This window comes from Pseudomonas sp. LBUM1647 (assembly GCF_059716175.1).
In genome coordinates, this window is sequence record NZ_CP166809.1 from 3,875,398 (window position 1) to 3,891,256 (window position 15,859).

The following is a 15,859-nucleotide window of genomic DNA, read 5'->3' on the forward strand; positions in this document are numbered from 1 at the left end:
CGGGGCAAAAATTGGTTGGTTGCGGCCAACCAAAGGAGCGCTATGAAAAGCGTGTACGGGCCGGGCTCAGATGCAATCCTGTGCGGCGCGTTCAAAACTCGAAGGCAGGAAGTTCGAAGCCAGCAAATGCCGCTCGTAGATGAACACCTTGCCGCCGTTCCCGGCCTTGTAGGCTTCCAGCACGTTGTCCGCCGAGACTTTGCTCGGCACCACGATCCGGTAGCTGCGCTGGGTCTGCGAGACAGTCGGGTTCAACGCACTGCCCTGCAATTTCGGTATGACGCAGTCGGCGTATTGGGCCGGGGTCTTGCTGGTCTGCAAGGTCAGGGTCGGATCGTTCGGCGCGGAGGCACAACCGGCGAGCAGCAAAGAGGCAAACGCCATGGCAGGCACGAAAAAAGGGCGCATCGGTCTCATCCTGAAAATAAAAGGTTCGGTTCATCAAGCAACGGAACTGCGTCACGAGCGTCGCCATTCGGGTCAATGCCTTCATCACGCAAATTTTTTGAGCCGCGTGTTCGATGGAGGTGATTTTCCGCCTACTACCGACAAAGCAGAACTTGCGTTTCGTAATGGTCACTATTACTTCTAGCGATAGTTGCGCGCCGTGCAGACGGATGCACACTCAAATCACAACCAGAAAGATTGATGAGGATCTCTCCTTGAGAACATTTGACCTGATCCGTGACGCCGTTTTGCCCGATTTCCGAGACCGGGTGGCCGAGTACCTGACCCAATACGAAACCGTACTGTTGTGCGAAAACGCGCCCGACCCGGAGCTTGTACGGGCCACCGCCAATCAGTTGCGCGGCTATTTGCGCGGGTTGAACACCACGCGAGTGTTGGGCATGGCGGATTGGGAGGAGCTGGATCGCAGGGTGGTGAATACGTGGCTTTAGCCTCAGCGCGCGCACCTCAATCCAAATGGCCACCGCTCGATTACACAAAAAACTACTTACCGATATGCATGAGCGCAGTCCGCAACGGGGCATCCGAAACATGGATGACACCGATGTAAGGATGAGCCATATCGACTACCAGAAACACCGCAGCGGCTACCGACAAGGAGCAGATGAGCATGACCCCTATAACCGTAGGATTTGCCGGCGCCTGAAGACCGAACGTCGCGAATAGCCAGGCCAGCCAGCAGGTCAGGATGACAAGAAACGCCGTAGGCAGTCCCTCCGTATTGCTCTCGACCAGAATCCAATGGGCTTCCGCCAACTGAGTGCTGACTTGCAGTGCGCGGGCCTGCAGCATGCGTTGCGGTTCGTTGGCGGGCGTGAGCGCCCGGAGCACAACCTGAATCGGTTCGATACCCGCAGAATCGTCAATAGGGTCGACCACCGTCGACTCGGCGGGCGAATGGCCCCAGCCCCGGTTTAACCGGGTTTCAATCAACTGACGCAGGCGGGTTCGAGCCTGCGCTGTCTCCGGGCCATACTGGTCCATGACCCTGTCGAGCAGGACGATGCGTGCTGCCGATGTCCGCACTTCAATCTCATAACTGTCATAGACGTTTTTTGCAGACGCAATCAGCAGCCCGAGCGCAAGCGCGGACAGCGTCCCCACGACGGCCGTTGCCAGGCGGATGACGTCTTTGGACTCGGCATCCAGGTGATGAATCGGTAATCGCATGCGCAGCAGCATCCCTATCAGCGCGGCAGCGAACAGACAGGCGAAGACGATTCCTCCGATGATGATGGAGCTCAATGTGTGATCTCCCTGGAGCGGTGACGATCCTGCCTTCGGGGCGGTTAATCCGATTGCGACTAATGTCTAGTGCTTATCGTGATTATCCTCGGTGGAAAGTTCCGGTCTAGCAGCAATACTCCATTCTGCTTCGAAAACTATTCGAGTATAGCGTGGGGCAATAAGTCATGAACTTAACTCATTGGCTGATGAAACTCGGCAAGCGCACCCTCGGAGTCGGCGAACTGTCCTGATCCCCCCCTGAAAACCACAACGCCGGGCGCGATGCCCGGCGTTGTTCCTTCCCCCAATCTCCGTTCAGCGCCCCAGATTCTGGCCAGCCCTGCGCTCGAAAATCGCCCCCTCGATACCCAGCACTTCACGCGTGTCGGCATAGATCCCGACGCCCTTTTCCCAGACATGCTTGATCGACTGATCGGCACAGCGAATCCGGTAATTGAGTTCGAACGGCTCCTGCCGCGACAAGGCATATTGCACCTCGCGCCAGACGTAATCGGCGTCCTGCGCCAGGATCAGGCTGTTGTAGGTGAACTCATGGTTGTCCACCAGCCGCTCCGGTGGATACCCGGTCAGTTGCAGGCAACCGGCACTGACGAATTCCATGGTCCAGTCGCGGTTGTTGCGGCCGCGATAGATCAGCCCCGGCATGCTGTCGAGCAGGCTCATGCTGCTGCGCTGGCTGGCCTGAAAGGCAATCTCGCGCCGCTTGTGCGCAGTGATGTCACCGGCCACCAGATAAAAACCCTGAGGCCCGCGCTTCAGGCTGACATCGAACCAGCGCAGTTCCCCCGAAGGGTGAACAAAACGCAGCCGCTGGTTGAAGGAGGTTTCGGGGCGCCGACGCAGTTCATGCAGGGCCTGACGCCACAACGAACGGTCTTCGTGGTGCACATAGTCGATGAGGTTGCGTTCCGTACCCGGCAGATCCATCAGCTCGACCCAGGCCAGGTTGAAGTGGGCGATCTGACCGTTATCACGCAGTTCGAGCAACGCCGCCGGAAAGCGATCCATCAGGTGCAAGGCCGGTGTCTGCACGAATGCCTCTGGGCGTTCCATCATCTAATGACGCTCCTCGTGTCTCACCGACGTGCCGTTGTGCACCCACGCCGCCAGCTCCAAGCGCGAGTGCAGGCCGAGCTTCTGCAAGAGATTGCGCACATAGATCTTGACCGTGCCATCGCTGATCCCCAGCTCCCGACCGATCTGTTTATTGCTCATGCCCGCGGCGATCAGGGCCAGGGTCTGTCCCTCGCGCTCTGTAAGGTTGCCGGTGCCAAGCTGAGCCGAATCGTGCGCAGGCCGGTGCACCGACTCGCTCTGATCGGCAAGCAGCGCAATCAGGGTCGAGTCCAGAACGATCGCGCCTTTGTTGCAATTGCGCATGTAGGCCAACAACGCATCAGGCTCGGTTTCCTTGAGCACATAACCACTGGCGCCCAGGCGCAGGGCCGTCAACAGCTCGGCGCGATCCATCGATGCGGTGAGCACCACCACCTGGCAGTCGAGGCGCAACTGACGCAGTTCGTCGAGCACCTGCAAACCGCTCAAGCCGGGCATGTGCAGATCAAGCAGAACCTGCTGCGGCGCCAGGCTCACGGCCAGGTTGATGCCTTCTCGGCCACTGGCGGCCTGCCCCACCACTTCGAAGTCGTCACTGGCGCCGAACAGCTGTGCCAGGCCTTTACGAAACAGCGGGTGATCATCGATCAGTAATAAGGTCGTGCAGTCCATCGAAACTCCCCTGTGGCAGGCTTTGGTGGTGGCGAAGGCCAAGGTGTACGCGGACCCCGTGCGGGCGAATCGCTTCAATGGTCAATCGGGCGCCAATGCTCGCAGCGCGCTCACGGATAATCGCCAGGCCGAAATGGTTGTCCTCCCCTGATGCGGGACTCAGGCCGATGCCGTCATCTTCCACCGACACCGAGGCATCGCCGTCCTGGCTTTGCCGCAACTCGATGCGCACATGCCGTGCATGGGAATGGCGTACCGCGTTGGCCAGTGCCTCGCGAATGATCTGCAGAATCTGCAATTCGGTTTCCGGGCTCAAGGCATCGTCGGCCAGGCGATTGTCCAGTTCAAAAACGATGATGCAGCGCCGCGAAAACTCGGCGACAGAGTCGGCCAGGGCCTGTCGCAGCGAGCGCCCGTCCATGGTCAGACGAGCGCTGGTGATCAGCTCGCGCACCTGGCGCTGCAACTGACTCAAACCGCCGCACAGTTCCTGCAACGCGGCGGTGGCCTGCGCAGGCTCGCCCAACTGCGACTGCAGCAAACGCGCCTGGAACGACAGGTAACCCAACTGCTGAGCCACCGAATCGTGCAGCTCACGGGCCAGGGAGCCGTGCCGGGACGTAGCCTGTTTGCGCTGTTGCTCACGGGTGTAGCAGCGCAAGCGCACGGTGACGCCGACCGCTTGCGCCGCCTCTTCCAGCAACTGGCGCCAGCTTGCGTGGACCGGTTGTGGGGTATCGAGCAACAACACCCCTTTACTTGAATCGTCACTGTGCGGCAAGGCACACAGCAGGCGATGTACGCCCCGTTGCCGGCAAGGGCCACAGGCCTGAGCCGCATCAGGCAGTGTCGAGTCACGCCAAGGGCAACGCGCAACGTCCTGACAGCCCTCGAGCAATCCGCGCCGTGTCGGCCCCAGGTATTCGCCGCCCAGGATCAGATTCAGTTTGCAGGTCGGCAACAATGCTTCGAAACGGTCCAGAAAACCCGACAAGGCACCGTCAGCGTGCACCTGACACAAGGGCAATCCGGCCAGCAGTTTGCGCACGCTGCGTGCCTGTTCGGGGCGAATACGCCCCAACCAGAGCGGCCACCACTGCGGTCGTGTTCGCACTCTCGATAACTCCCCGTCCGGTTGCTCAGCCCTGAGCAAAGACCAGCAACTTCCATGCCCCGAACAGGTGTTGCGCAGGACTTATCTCCAAAGACATAGCCCTTTTTCCGGATTGAGAAGATTTTCCCCATAGGAAAGTATCTTCCCCAACAGGAAACAAATTCCCAGTTCAACGCCAGGAAAGCCCACATGACGGATAGACACAGCGCCGCCCCGGACCGACTTCACAGCCTCCCGTGCTATCGCCAGCCGCTGCCTCGTGAAAGCGTCACCCGACACATCGTGGTCATGCAATCAGCTGCCGTCTGCTCGCCCTTTGTCGGGAAACTGGAACAGCCCTTGGTGCTGAATGGCGAGAGCGCTGACTTTTCCCGGCGTCTGCATCAGGTGCTGGTCAGCGCCACCGTCGGCAGCCATCTCTACATCATGGGCGACGAAGCCTTTATCTGGCGCATTCACGGCGAGGCCCGCTGCGCCGGACTGGAAAATGACGAGATCGACATCACCCGCACGATTGCCGGCCCGCGCCTGGTGTATTGCGTGCACTGCGGCCTGACTCAGGCCGCCGGGCCGGAGCCGCTGCTGACCTGCATCGGTTGCGCCGTCGGGCTGGAAGTCCGGGAGCACTTTTCCCGCCGCCTCGGGGCGTACCTCGGCGTCTGCACCAACCCCGACCAGCCTTACGCAGGCGTCCGGTCATGAGCGCCGTCATCGAAGTGCGGGTCAGCGCGGCAAGAATGCTTACCCCAGTGGTGCGCGAATTCACCCTGCAGACGTGCGCCGGGCCCCTGCCAGCGTTCTCCCCCGGCAGTCATGTGCAGGTTCACCTGCCGCTGGCCGAGGGCAAGGTGCGCAATGCCTATTCACTGACCAGCGACCCGGCGCACAGCCAGCATTACCGCATCGCTGTACGCCTGCAGGAAGCTTCTCGCGGCGGCTCGCACTACCTGCATCGACAGGTCCAGGTCGGCGACAGGCTGGAGATCTCACCACCGGCCAATCTGTTCGCCCTGCACTCGACCGCCAGCCTGCACATCCTGATCGCCGGAGGCATCGGCATCACGCCGTTCATGGCCTACATCGCGGCCCTTGAACAACGCCAGGCTCACTTCGAATTGCACTACCTCTGTCGTCCGGGCCTGAGCGATGCCTATGTCGAGGCGTTGCAACAGCGGCTGGGATCGCGCCTGCACACCTACGCCAGCCGCCCGGACCTGAGCCGGATCCTGCGTGATCGACCGCTGGGCAGCCACCTTTACACCTGCGGCCCGCAACCGTTGCTCGACGCGGTTCGGCAACAGGCCAAGGTGCTCGGCTGGCCGCGCAGCCGTGTGCACTGGGAAGCCTTCAATGCCGCACAACCGGGCCACCCCTTCGATCTGGAACTGCTGCGCAGCGGCCGGCGCCTGCGGGTCGGCCCCGAACAAAGCCTGCTCGAAGCCCTGGAATCCGCCGGGCTGCAGATCCCCAACCTGTGCCGCGGCGGGGTCTGCGGCCAATGCATGACCCGCCACGTGGGTGGCGACATCGAACACCGCGACAGTTTTCTGAGCCCCGCCGAGCAGGCCGACTTTCTCATGCCCTGTGTCTCCCGCGGCTGCGGCCCTACCGTTTCGCTGGATCTTTAGGAGTCGACCATGACCATTCAACTAAGCCCCGTGCAGAGCTATCGAGACGATTTCAGCTTTCGCAACAGCCCAGCTGCGATCCGTCGTTTCCCCTTCCCCTTCACCGAGGACAGCTACCTGTATTCGGTGAACATCGAACCGGCGACCTCCCGGGATCCCGGCTCGATCTACCAGCACGGGTTCGACATCGATGAACACTACCGTTCGGAAATGGCCGAACGCGCCCTGGTGCTGGACAAGGATCCGCGCCGCTACCTGGTGATGCCGCACATGCAAGTGGCGGCCTGGGATGCGCTGCAGATGCTCATGGAGCACCTGGCCGCGGATTATCCGCAGTGGTTCTCGCTGGTGCGTGAAGGTGATCACTGGCATTGGCGCAACACGCTGCTGAACATCGATCAGCACTTTGTGTTCGGTGATGCCACCAGCCTGCCTTGCGAACCGCTGGAGTTCATTGGCCGACAGGTGCAGGGGGATTTCGCCCTGCTCGATCAACGCGACGGCGATCTGTACATGGACGCCGGCCTGGTCACCAGCCCGGCCGACTGGTCCCTGGCCTTCGACGCCGGCATGAGTTTCAAGCAGTGGCATTCGCCGGTGCCCATGGCCCACCAGATGGGCATCTTCGACCGCGCGCTGAAGTACCTGCTCAACCTGCAGGTGGGGCAGCCGGTGCGACGTCTGAACTGGACGCTGACCATCAACCCGCGCCTGGACTCCTCCCCTGAGACTTTCCATGAATGGGGCGCCGACCGCGGCCGCATTACCGCCGAGAACGTCGGGCAACAGGTTCACTTGCGGGTCGAGTTGCAAGTGATGGTCCGCCTGCCGCGCAGCAACGCGGTGATGTTCAGCATCCGCACCTACCTGATCAGCCTGCAGGAGCTGGTCACCCAGCCCGGCTGGGGCTGCCGCCTGCACCGTGTGTTGCGCGACCTGCCCGAGCCGATCGCCGATTACAAGGGCATGAGCCGCTACCGACAGACCCTGGTCGAGTGGCTGAGCCGCTTCGACCCGCAAGCCTGAGCCCTAAACCCTGAACCCAGACCCACCTTTTCCCGACAAGGATCTTCACATGACGCATTCATGGCGTATTTCTGCATTGGCCGAACGGCACCGCGCACTCGGCTCGAACCTCGAAGACTGGAACGGCATGGGCACTGCCTGGACCTACGACAGCGACCTGGCCGATCACCATCAGGCGATCCGCACCCGGGCCGGACTGATGGACGTGTCCGGGCTGAAAAAAGTCCACTACGTCGGCCCCCATGCCGAGAGCCTGTTGCAATGGGCGACCACCCGCGACATCGCCAAGCTCTACCCCGGCAAGTCGGTGTACGCCTCGATGCTCGACGAGGATGGCAAGTTCGTCGATGACTGCATCGTCTACCGCACCGGACCCAACGCGTTCATGGTGGTGCACGGTGCCGGCAGTGGCCACGAAATGCTGGTGCGGTCATCCCAGGGCCGGCAAGTGGCGGTGCTGTTCGATGACGACCTGCACGATCTGTCGCTGCAAGGGCCGCTGGCGGTGGACTTTCTCGCCGAGCACGTTCCCGGGATCCGTCAGCTGCCTTACTTCCATCACCTGCAAACCCGCCTGTTCGATCGCCCGGTGATGATCTCTCGCACCGGCTATACCGGCGAACGCGGTTACGAGATTTTCTGCAAGGCCGCCGATGCCCCGGCGCTGTGGGACACGATCCTCGAACAGGGCGCGGGCCTGGGCATCATCCCTTGCGCCTTTACCGCCCTGGACTGGTTGCGGGTGGAAAGCTCGCTGATGTTTTTCCCCTACGACAACTCGCAGATGTACCCCTTCGCCGATCAGAAGGCTGGCGACACCCTGTGGGAAATGGGCCTGGATTTCACCGTCTCCCCGGACAAGCGCGAATTCCGCGGCGCCGAAGAACACTTTCGGTTGCGCGGTCAGGAGCGCTTCAAGATCACCGGCGTGTTGCTCGAAGGCGTCCGCGCCGCGGAGGCCGGCGACACCTTGTGGCAAGGCAACCAGCAAGTCGGGGTGATCACCTGCGGCATGTATTCGCGCTTGAGCAAACGCTCAATGGCCATCGCCCGCATGAGCGTCGCCTGCTCGGTCCCAGGCATTGCCCTGCAGGTGCGCGGCAGCCAGGAAAGCACCGCCGTGACCCACGCCCTGCCCTTCGACGATCCGGAAAAAACCAAGCGCACGGCCAAGGGCTGAGCCTCCAACCACTTTATCCAAGGGACCTTCGATGGACACTTCCAACGAACATTACATTCTCAAGATCAATTGCCCGGCAGCGTCCGGCATCGTTGCCGCGATCACCACCTGTCTGGCCGGACAGCAGTGCTACATCAGCGAGCTGGCGCAATTCGACGATGAGTTCACCGGGCAGTTTTTCATGCGCGCGGTGTTCCGCTTCAACACCGGCGTGACCGGCGATGTCGGTGCTCTGCGCGAAGGTCTGGGCGACTTGGCCGGCGGCTTCGACATGCAGTGGCAGCTGTTCTGCAGCAGTCAGCCAACCCGGGTGCTGCTGATGGTCAGCAAGTTCGACCACTGCCTGACCGACCTGCTGTACCGCCACCGCAAGGGCGAGATGGACATGCACATCACCGCAGTGGTCTCCAACCACCTGGACCTGCGGGCCATGGCCGAACGCGAAGGCATTCGCTTCATCTACCTGCCGGTCACCAAGGACAGCAAGGCCAGCCAGGAAGCCGAGTTGATGCGCATCGTCGAGGACACCCAGACCGACCTGGTGGTACTCGCCCGCTACATGCAAATTCTGTCTGACGGTCTGTGCCAGCAGCTGTCCGGTCGAGCCATCAATATCCATCACTCGTTCCTGCCCGGTTTCAAGGGTGCCAAACCCTATCACCAGGCCTACGACCGTGGCGTGAAGCTGATCGGCGCCACCGCCCATTACGTCACCAGCGACCTCGACGAGGGACCGATCATCGAGCAGGAAATCCAGCGGGTCGACCACACCCACCTGCCTGACTCCCTGGTTGCCATCGGCCGCGACACCGAAACCGTCGCCCTCTCCAAAGCCTTGAAGTACCACCTGGAACACCGGGTATTCATCAACCAGGACAAGACGGTGATTTTTCGCTGAGCGCCCCTTTCTGATACGAGGCACGATCATGACTTTACGCGTAGCAATCATCGGCGCCGGCCCTTGCGGCATGGCGCAACTTCGAGCCTTCCAGTCGGCCCGCGACCAGGGCGACGACATCCCGGAACTGGTCTGCTATGAGAAACAGACCGATTGGGGCGGCATGTGGAATTACACCTGGCGCACCGGCCTGGATGAAAACGGCGAACCGGTGCATGGCAGCATGTACCGCTACCTGTGGTCGAACGGCCCGAAGGAATGCCTGGAGTTCGCCGACTACACCTTCGAGGAGCATTTCGGTCGCCCCATCGGCTCCTACCCACCACGGGAAGTGCTGTGGGACTACATCAAGGGTCGCGTCGAAAAAGCTGGGGTTCGCGACTACATCCGTTTCAATAATGTGGTGCGCCAGGTCACCTTTGACGAAGAGACTCGCCGCTTCACAGTGATCGCCCACGACCACGGCAGCGATACCCGGACCTCGGAACAGTTCGACTATGTGATCAACGCCTGCGGGCACTTTTCGACGCCAAAGATGCCGTACTTCCCCGGATTCGAGCAGTTCGGCGGGCGCATCCTGCACGCCCATGATTTCCGCGAGGCGCTGGAGTTCAAAGGCAAGGATCTGTTGATCGTCGGCAGCAGCTATTCCGCCGAAGACATCGGTTCCCAGTGTTACAAATACGGCGCCCGCAGCATCACCAGCTGCTACCGCACCGCGCCCATGGGCTATGACTGGCCGGCCAACTGGGAAGAAAAACCGCTGTTGCAGCGCCTGGAAAAAAACCGCGCGTACTTTATCGACGGCACTCACAAGCACATCGATGCGGTGATCCTCTGCACTGGCTACAAACATCACTTCCCCTTCTTGCCGGACGAACTGTGCCTCAAGACCGACAACCGGCTATGGCCGATGAACCTGTACAAAGGCATTTTCTGGGAGTCCAACCCGCAACTGATCTACCTCGGCATGCAGGACCAGTGGTACTCGTTCAACATGTTCGACGCCCAGGCCTGGTACGCCCGCGACGTGATCCTGCAACGCATCGCCCTACCCGACCAGACACAAAGGGCCGCCGATAGTCAGCAATGGCATGCCCGTGAACAGCAGCTTGAAACCAACCAGCAGATGTTCGAATACCAGGGCGCCTATATCCAGCAACTGGTGGACGCCACCGACTACCCGAACTTCGATATCGCCGCGGTCAACGACACCTTCCTGCACTGGAAGCACGACAAAGCCCACAACATCATGGGTTACCGCGACAAGTCCTACCCCTCGCTGATGACCGGCACCCAGTCGCCACCCCACCACACGCCCTGGCTGCATGCCCTTGACGATTCCATGGCGGCGTACCTCGCTGAACCGCCGATATCCGTCAAGTCGATCGGTTGACCCGGGAGCCCTACCATGAATGCACCTCGTGTTTCCCGCCCGCGGGAGCCCGGACTCTTTGCCCGGGCCCCGGCCCTGGAGCGCTATCGGGTGGCCGCCGGCGGCCTGACCCTAGTCGCGATGCAGCCCGGCGACAGCCTGCAAGTGATCGACCTCGAAGGCCGACAACCCTGCGAATTGCTGGCAATGGATTCGCTCGGTCGCAGCGCCCTGCCGGCCTGGGCGCTGAGCGGTTCGACCGCTTGCGGGTTCATCGGCGCACGGCTCGCCGAACCGACCTTGCAGTCGCGTCGCATTGGCCAGGCGCTGATCCGACGCGCGATTGATCCACAACACCTGCCCAGCGCCGCCTCACTCTGGGACGAGGACAGCCCTGCCGACTTCAGCCGCCGCTTCGTCGCCAGCGATGAGCTACTGGTGATCGTCGCGGCACCCGCCGGGCCAACGGCCGTCGACCGCCAGTATCGGCCCAGCGAGCTGCGGCTTCTGGTGACACGAGCCAATCCCTCGCCCCTGCAGCTGCCACACCTGCCCGAGCCACTGGGTGAACTGCTGGACGAGTTCACCATCGGCGCCGGCACCGCCCAGAGTTACACCGTCGGCAAAGGTCAGTACGTGCAGGTGCTCGATGTCGCCGGTCGCCAGTGCTCGGACTTCGTCGCTCTGGACCGGCGGGCACTGGATCGAGGCCTGGAACTGGACCTGGACCAGACCGTGACCCGCACCTTGAACGGCAGCGCCTACCCGGCACCGGGACTGTTCTCAAAGTTTTTCGACCGGCAGATGCAACCGATGCTGGAGGTGGTGCGTGACACCGTCGGCCGCCACGACTCCTTCGCCCTGGCCTGCGCCGCGCGCTACTACGAGAGCCACGGCTACTTCGGGCACGACAACTGCAGCGACAACCTGAGCCGGGCCTTGGCGCCCCACGGGGTCGAGGCTCGCAGCGGGTGGCCGGCGATCAATTTGTTCTTCAACACCGGGATCGACGCTCATCAACAGATGACGCTGGATGAACCCTGGTCGCGCCCCGGCGACTACGTGCTGCTGCGGGCCATGACCGATTTGCTGTGCGGCAGTACCTCGTGCCCGGACGACATCGACCCGGCCAATGGCTGGAACCCGACCGATATCCATGTCCGCATCTACAGCGAAAAGGAGCGTTTTTCCATCGCCATGAGCACTCGAACCACGGCCGATGCCGACCCGATTCTTACCCGTGAGTCCGCGTTCCACTCACGCACCAGCGCCTTGACCGGCAGCTTCGTCGACTACCGCAACTGGTGGCTGCCGCTGCGCTATGACGGCTATGGCGCGATCGAGGAATACCTTGGTTGCCGCGAGCGAGTGGCGGTGATGGACCTGACCGCCCTACGCAAATTCGAAATCATCGGCCCCGACGCCGAAGCCTTGTTGCAGTACTGCCTGACCCGCGATGTGCGGCGCCTGGCGGTGGGGCAAGTGGTGTATTCGGCGATGTGTCACGAGCACGGCGGCATGCTCGACGACGGCACCTTGCTGCGTCTGGGCCCGGACAATTTCCGCTGGATCTGCGGCGAAGACTACGCCGGAGTCTGGCTGCGTGAGCAGGCGCAGAAGCTCGGAATGAAAGTCTGGATCAAGTCCGCCAGCGAGCAGATCCATAACCTGGCGGTGCAAGGCCCGATGAGCCGCGAGTTGCTCAAGCAAATGGTCTGGACCCCGCCCAGCCAACCAAGCCTCGAAACCCTGGGCTGGTTCCGTTTCCTGGTGGGCCGCCTGGACGGTTACGACGGCTGCCCGCTGATGATCTCGCGCACCGGCTACACCGGCGAACTGGGCTACGAAGTCTGGTGCCAGCCCGAGGATGCCGAGCGGGTCTGGGACCGGATCTGGCAACTGGGCCAACCTTTGGGCCTGGTGCCGCTGGGCCTGGAAGCACTGGACATGCTGCGCATCGAAGCCGGACTGATTTTTGCCGGCTACGAGTTCAGCGACCAGACCGATCCGTTCGAGGCCGGTATCGGCTTTTGCGTACCGCTGAAAAGCAAAACCGATGACTTCATAGGCCGCGACGCCCTGTTGCGGCGCAGCACCCATCCCGCTCACAAACTGGTGGGCCTGCAACTGAGCGGCAACGAAGGCGCCCACCACGGCGACCCGGTGTACCGCGGCCGAGCACAGGTCGGGGTCATCACCAGTGCCTGCCGCTCGCCGTTGCTGGCCAGCAATATCGCACTGTGCCGGGTCGACGTAGCCTGCGCCGACGTCGGCACAGCGTTGGAGATCGGCAAAGTCGATGGCCTGCAGAAGCGCATCAGCGCCACGGTCACCGCAGCGATTTTCTACGACCCGGACAAGAGCCGGGTACGCAGTTGATCGATCACACGAGCCTGTGCGCCACCCGACTTTGACTGCCCCACTACCACTCTACTCAGACATGGGAATACGAAGATGGAAGCGACTACGTTCGAGGCCGTACCGCAGGCCGCCAGCTCAGTGGGCAGCCTGCACCGCAAGATCGATTGGCGCGGGGCTTTCTGGGTCGCCAGTGGCGTGCCCGCCCTGGTGCTGTTCTCTATCGGCGCGATTGCCGCCACGGTAGGAAAACCGGCCTGGATTGTCTGGATCGTGTCGATCCTGTTCGGCTTCATCCAGGCCTTCACCTATGCCGAAATCGCCGGGTTGTTCCCACACAAATCCGGTGGCGCATCGGTCTACGGTGCAGTCGCCTGGGTGCGCTACAGCAAGCTGATTGCGCCGGTCTCGGTGTGGTGCAACTGGCTGGCCTGGTCCCCGGTTTTGTCCATTGGCTCGGGACTGGCAGCCGGTTACATCCTCACCGCATTGTTCCCCGCTGATGCGCTGATCAATACCTGGCAACTGACCCTGCTTGACCTGGGCTGGGTCAAGAGCGGCCTGTCACTAAGGATCAACGCAACGTTCGCCATCGGCCTGTTGATTTTACTGACGGTGTTCGCCGTGCAGCATGGCGGCATCTTACGCTCGGCACGCCTGACCCTGGTGCTTGGCGTGACCTCGCTGATTCCTTTGTTGCTGGTGGGCGTGGTGCCGTTGTTCACCGGGGACGCAGCCCAGGCCAACTTCCTGCCCCTGTTCCCGCTGGCCCATGACGCAGCCGGGCAAGTGATCGACGGGCCTTGGGATATTTCCGGGTGGTCATTAATGGCCGGCGGCCTGTTCATGGCCGCATGGTCCACTTACGGCTTCGAAACCGCAGTGTGCTACACCCGGGAATTCAAGGACCCCAAGCGTGATACGTTCAAGGCCATTTTTTACGCCGGCCTGCTGTGCATTCTGGTGTTCACTCTAGTGCCCCTGGCGTTTCAAGGTAGCCTCGGTCTCGGTCAATTGGTGACACCGGCAGTGCTCGATGCCAGCGGCGCGGTGGTTACACCGGCGGTCTACAGCGGACTGTTGTCGCCGGCGATCTACAGCGGCATGGGCGTCGGGCAGGTCATGGCGGACAGCATCGGCGGCGGAAAGCTGGTGGCCAACATCGTGCTGATCATGCTGGTCCTGGCCACGTTGCTGGCGATCATGACCTCGATGTCCGGTTCGTCGCGCACCCTGTATCAGGCGTCGGTCGATGGCTGGCTGCCGAAATACCTGGGGCGCACCAACGAACACGGCGCGCCTACCGCCGCGATGTGGACCGACTTGTCGTTCAACCTGCTGCTGTTGCTGATGTCCGATTATGTGTTCGTGCTAGCCGCGTCCAACGTCAGCTACATTATCTTCAATTTTCTAAACCTCAATGCCGGCTGGATCCATCGCCTGGACCGTCCCGACTGGATACGCCCGTACAAGGCCCCAACCGTGCTGTTGGCCGCGGGTGGCGTACTGAGCTTCGTCAACCTGGCGTGCATGGGGCTGGGAGCCGATATCTGGGGCGCCGGCACCCTGGTGACCGGCCTGTTGCTGGCGTTGTTGATCCTCCCGGTGTTCTGCTTCCGGCACTATGTGCAGGACAAGGGGCGCTTCCCGGAAGCGATGCTCAGCGACCTGTACATTCAAACCGATGTCGGTCAAAAACGCGCCGGCTGGTTGCCTTATGCCACGCTGATCGCGGGTGTACTGGTGGTGTACGGCTGCCATCAACTGGTAGCCTGAGCACCCTTGCCTGCAGGTCTCTGATGGATCATCGGGGCGCAACGACGCCTCGATGATCACTTCGCCCCCCTATCAATCAAGACGACGGTGACTCTTTTGATCAGCACCACCCCTGCACTTGCCCGCGTTATCGACGGCAAAGCCATCTCTGCCCAGGTTCTCGACGAAGTTCGAGAAGAGGTTCTGGCCCTGGCCGGACAGCAGATTTACCCCGCCCTGGCCGTGCTGCTCGTCGGTGAAGACCCGGCCAGCGAGGTCTATGTGCGCAACAAATTGCTGCGGGCCAAGGAAGTCGGGATTCGCTCCCTTGAATACCGTCTGCCGGACGATGCCAGCCAGGCGCAAGTACTGGAACTGATTGCCCAACTGAATGCCGATGCCACGGTGAACGGCATTTTGGTGCAGTTGCCCCTGCCGGGGCATATCGACGAGGCGGCAGTGATTCACGCCATCGACCCGATCAAAGACGTGGACGGTTTTCATCGGGAAAACGTCGGCGGCCTGGTGCAAGGCATCGAAGTCCTGACACCCTGCACGCCCAGCGGCTGCATGCGTCTGCTGCACGAAACCTGCGGTGAGTTGAGCGGCTTGCACGCGGTGGTCATCGGTCGTTCGAACATTGTCGGCAAACCCATGGCAACCCTGTTGTTGCAGGCCAACTGTTCGGTCAGCGTGGTGCACTCGCGCAGTGTCGATGCACCGGCGTTGTGCAGGTTGGCGGACATTGTAGTCGCGGCGGTGGGTCGACCTGAGCTGATCGACGCCAGCTGGCTCAAACCCGGAGTAGTGGTGATCGATGTCGGCATCAATCGCATTTCCGACGAGTCGGGAAATCGTCTGGTCGGTGATGTCAATTACGCCAGTGCGCGCACCGTTGCCAGCGCGATCACGCCGGTTCCCGGTGGGGTCGGGCCGATGACCATTGCGTATCTGCTGAAGAACACCCTGATCGCCAGTCAGTTGCAGCGTGCCGCCGAGGCGCGGGAGCGACAGACGATCAGTGATGCCGCGGCTAGCTGAGCACCACGAAAACGGCCCACGCGAAGGTGGGCCGTGTCAG

Annotated in this window: 15 protein-coding genes; 10 read left to right on the forward strand and 5 right to left on the reverse strand. The window is 61.8% G+C overall.

What is annotated here, in order from left to right:
- Positions 1-66: 66 nt before the first annotated feature.
- Positions 67-408: a hypothetical protein gene (locus tag ACA059_RS17625; protein WP_348133307.1), complete on the reverse strand. Its 342-nt coding sequence runs from the start codon at positions 406-408 to the stop codon at positions 67-69.
- A 254-nt stretch (positions 409-662) separates the two neighbouring features.
- Here ACA059_RS17625 and ACA059_RS17630 point away from each other — a divergent pair, with 254 nt between their 5' ends.
- Positions 663-899 carry a hypothetical protein gene (locus ACA059_RS17630; RefSeq protein WP_497630305.1) on the forward strand — a complete coding sequence of 79 codons (237 nt, stop codon included), beginning with the start codon at positions 663-665 and terminating at the stop codon, positions 897-899.
- A 52-nt stretch (positions 900-951) separates the two neighbouring features.
- Here ACA059_RS17630 and ACA059_RS17635 read toward each other — a convergent pair whose 3' ends face one another.
- The 4 genes from ACA059_RS17635 to ACA059_RS17650 form a co-directional block, all read right to left on the reverse strand.
- The gene (locus ACA059_RS17635; RefSeq protein ID WP_497630306.1) at positions 952-1,713 is read right to left on the reverse strand and encodes a bestrophin-like domain; all 762 of its coding nucleotides are present in this window, start codon (positions 1,711-1,713) and stop codon (positions 952-954) included.
- A 297-nt stretch (positions 1,714-2,010) separates the two neighbouring features.
- The gene (locus tag ACA059_RS17640) at positions 2,011-2,772 is read right to left on the reverse strand and encodes a PAS domain-containing protein (RefSeq protein WP_497630307.1); all 762 of its coding nucleotides are present in this window, start codon (positions 2,770-2,772) and stop codon (positions 2,011-2,013) included.
- Entirely contained in the window at positions 2,773-3,444 is a 672-nt protein-coding gene (locus ACA059_RS17645) for a response regulator (protein WP_497630308.1), read from the reverse strand. It lies immediately after the preceding gene.
- Complete coding sequence (locus ACA059_RS17650; RefSeq protein WP_497630309.1) at positions 3,413-4,558, reverse strand: ATP-binding protein; 1,146 nt, start codon at positions 4,556-4,558, stop codon at positions 3,413-3,415. The genes ACA059_RS17645 and ACA059_RS17650 overlap by 32 nt, the downstream gene beginning before the upstream one ends.
- Positions 4,559-4,747: 189 nt before the next feature.
- Here ACA059_RS17650 and ACA059_RS17655 point away from each other — a divergent pair, with 189 nt between their 5' ends.
- The 9 genes from ACA059_RS17655 (at position 4,748) to ACA059_RS17695 (ending at position 15,819) form a co-directional block, all read left to right on the forward strand.
- The gene (locus ACA059_RS17655; RefSeq protein WP_497630310.1) at positions 4,748-5,260 is read left to right on the forward strand and encodes a dimethylamine monooxygenase subunit DmmA family protein; all 513 of its coding nucleotides are present in this window, start codon (positions 4,748-4,750) and stop codon (positions 5,258-5,260) included.
- Complete coding sequence (locus ACA059_RS17660) at positions 5,257-6,186, forward strand: PDR/VanB family oxidoreductase (RefSeq protein ID WP_497630311.1); 930 nt, start codon at positions 5,257-5,259, stop codon at positions 6,184-6,186. The genes ACA059_RS17655 and ACA059_RS17660 overlap by 4 nt, the downstream gene beginning before the upstream one ends.
- 9 nt (positions 6,187-6,195) lie before the next feature.
- Entirely contained in the window at positions 6,196-7,212 is a 1,017-nt protein-coding gene (locus tag ACA059_RS17665) for a heme-dependent oxidative N-demethylase family protein (RefSeq protein ID WP_497630312.1), read from the forward strand.
- Between the two features lie 49 nt (positions 7,213-7,261).
- The gene (locus ACA059_RS17670; RefSeq protein WP_497630313.1) at positions 7,262-8,392 is read left to right on the forward strand and encodes an aminomethyl transferase family protein; all 1,131 of its coding nucleotides are present in this window, start codon (positions 7,262-7,264) and stop codon (positions 8,390-8,392) included.
- A 31-nt stretch (positions 8,393-8,423) separates the two neighbouring features.
- Positions 8,424-9,290, forward strand: a complete 867-nt coding sequence (gene purU, locus ACA059_RS17675) for a formyltetrahydrofolate deformylase (RefSeq protein WP_497630314.1) — start codon at positions 8,424-8,426, stop codon at positions 9,288-9,290.
- A gap of 28 nt (positions 9,291-9,318) precedes the next feature.
- Positions 9,319-10,686 (forward strand): trimethylamine monooxygenase, encoded by a 1,368-nt coding sequence (locus ACA059_RS17680; protein WP_497630315.1) that lies wholly within the window; start codon positions 9,319-9,321, stop codon positions 10,684-10,686.
- 15 nt (positions 10,687-10,701) lie between these two features.
- Positions 10,702-13,044, forward strand: coding sequence for a trimethylamine N-oxide demethylase (locus ACA059_RS17685; protein ID WP_497630316.1), 2,343 nt, complete (start codon positions 10,702-10,704; stop codon positions 13,042-13,044).
- Positions 13,045-13,119: 75 nt separating this feature from the next.
- Positions 13,120-14,799, forward strand: a complete 1,680-nt coding sequence (locus ACA059_RS17690; RefSeq protein WP_497630317.1) for an APC family permease — start codon at positions 13,120-13,122, stop codon at positions 14,797-14,799.
- A 96-nt stretch (positions 14,800-14,895) separates the two neighbouring features.
- Positions 14,896-15,819 (forward strand): bifunctional 5,10-methylenetetrahydrofolate dehydrogenase/5,10-methenyltetrahydrofolate cyclohydrolase, encoded by a 924-nt coding sequence (locus tag ACA059_RS17695; RefSeq protein ID WP_497630318.1) that lies wholly within the window; start codon positions 14,896-14,898, stop codon positions 15,817-15,819.
- Positions 15,820-15,859 lie beyond the last annotated feature (40 nt).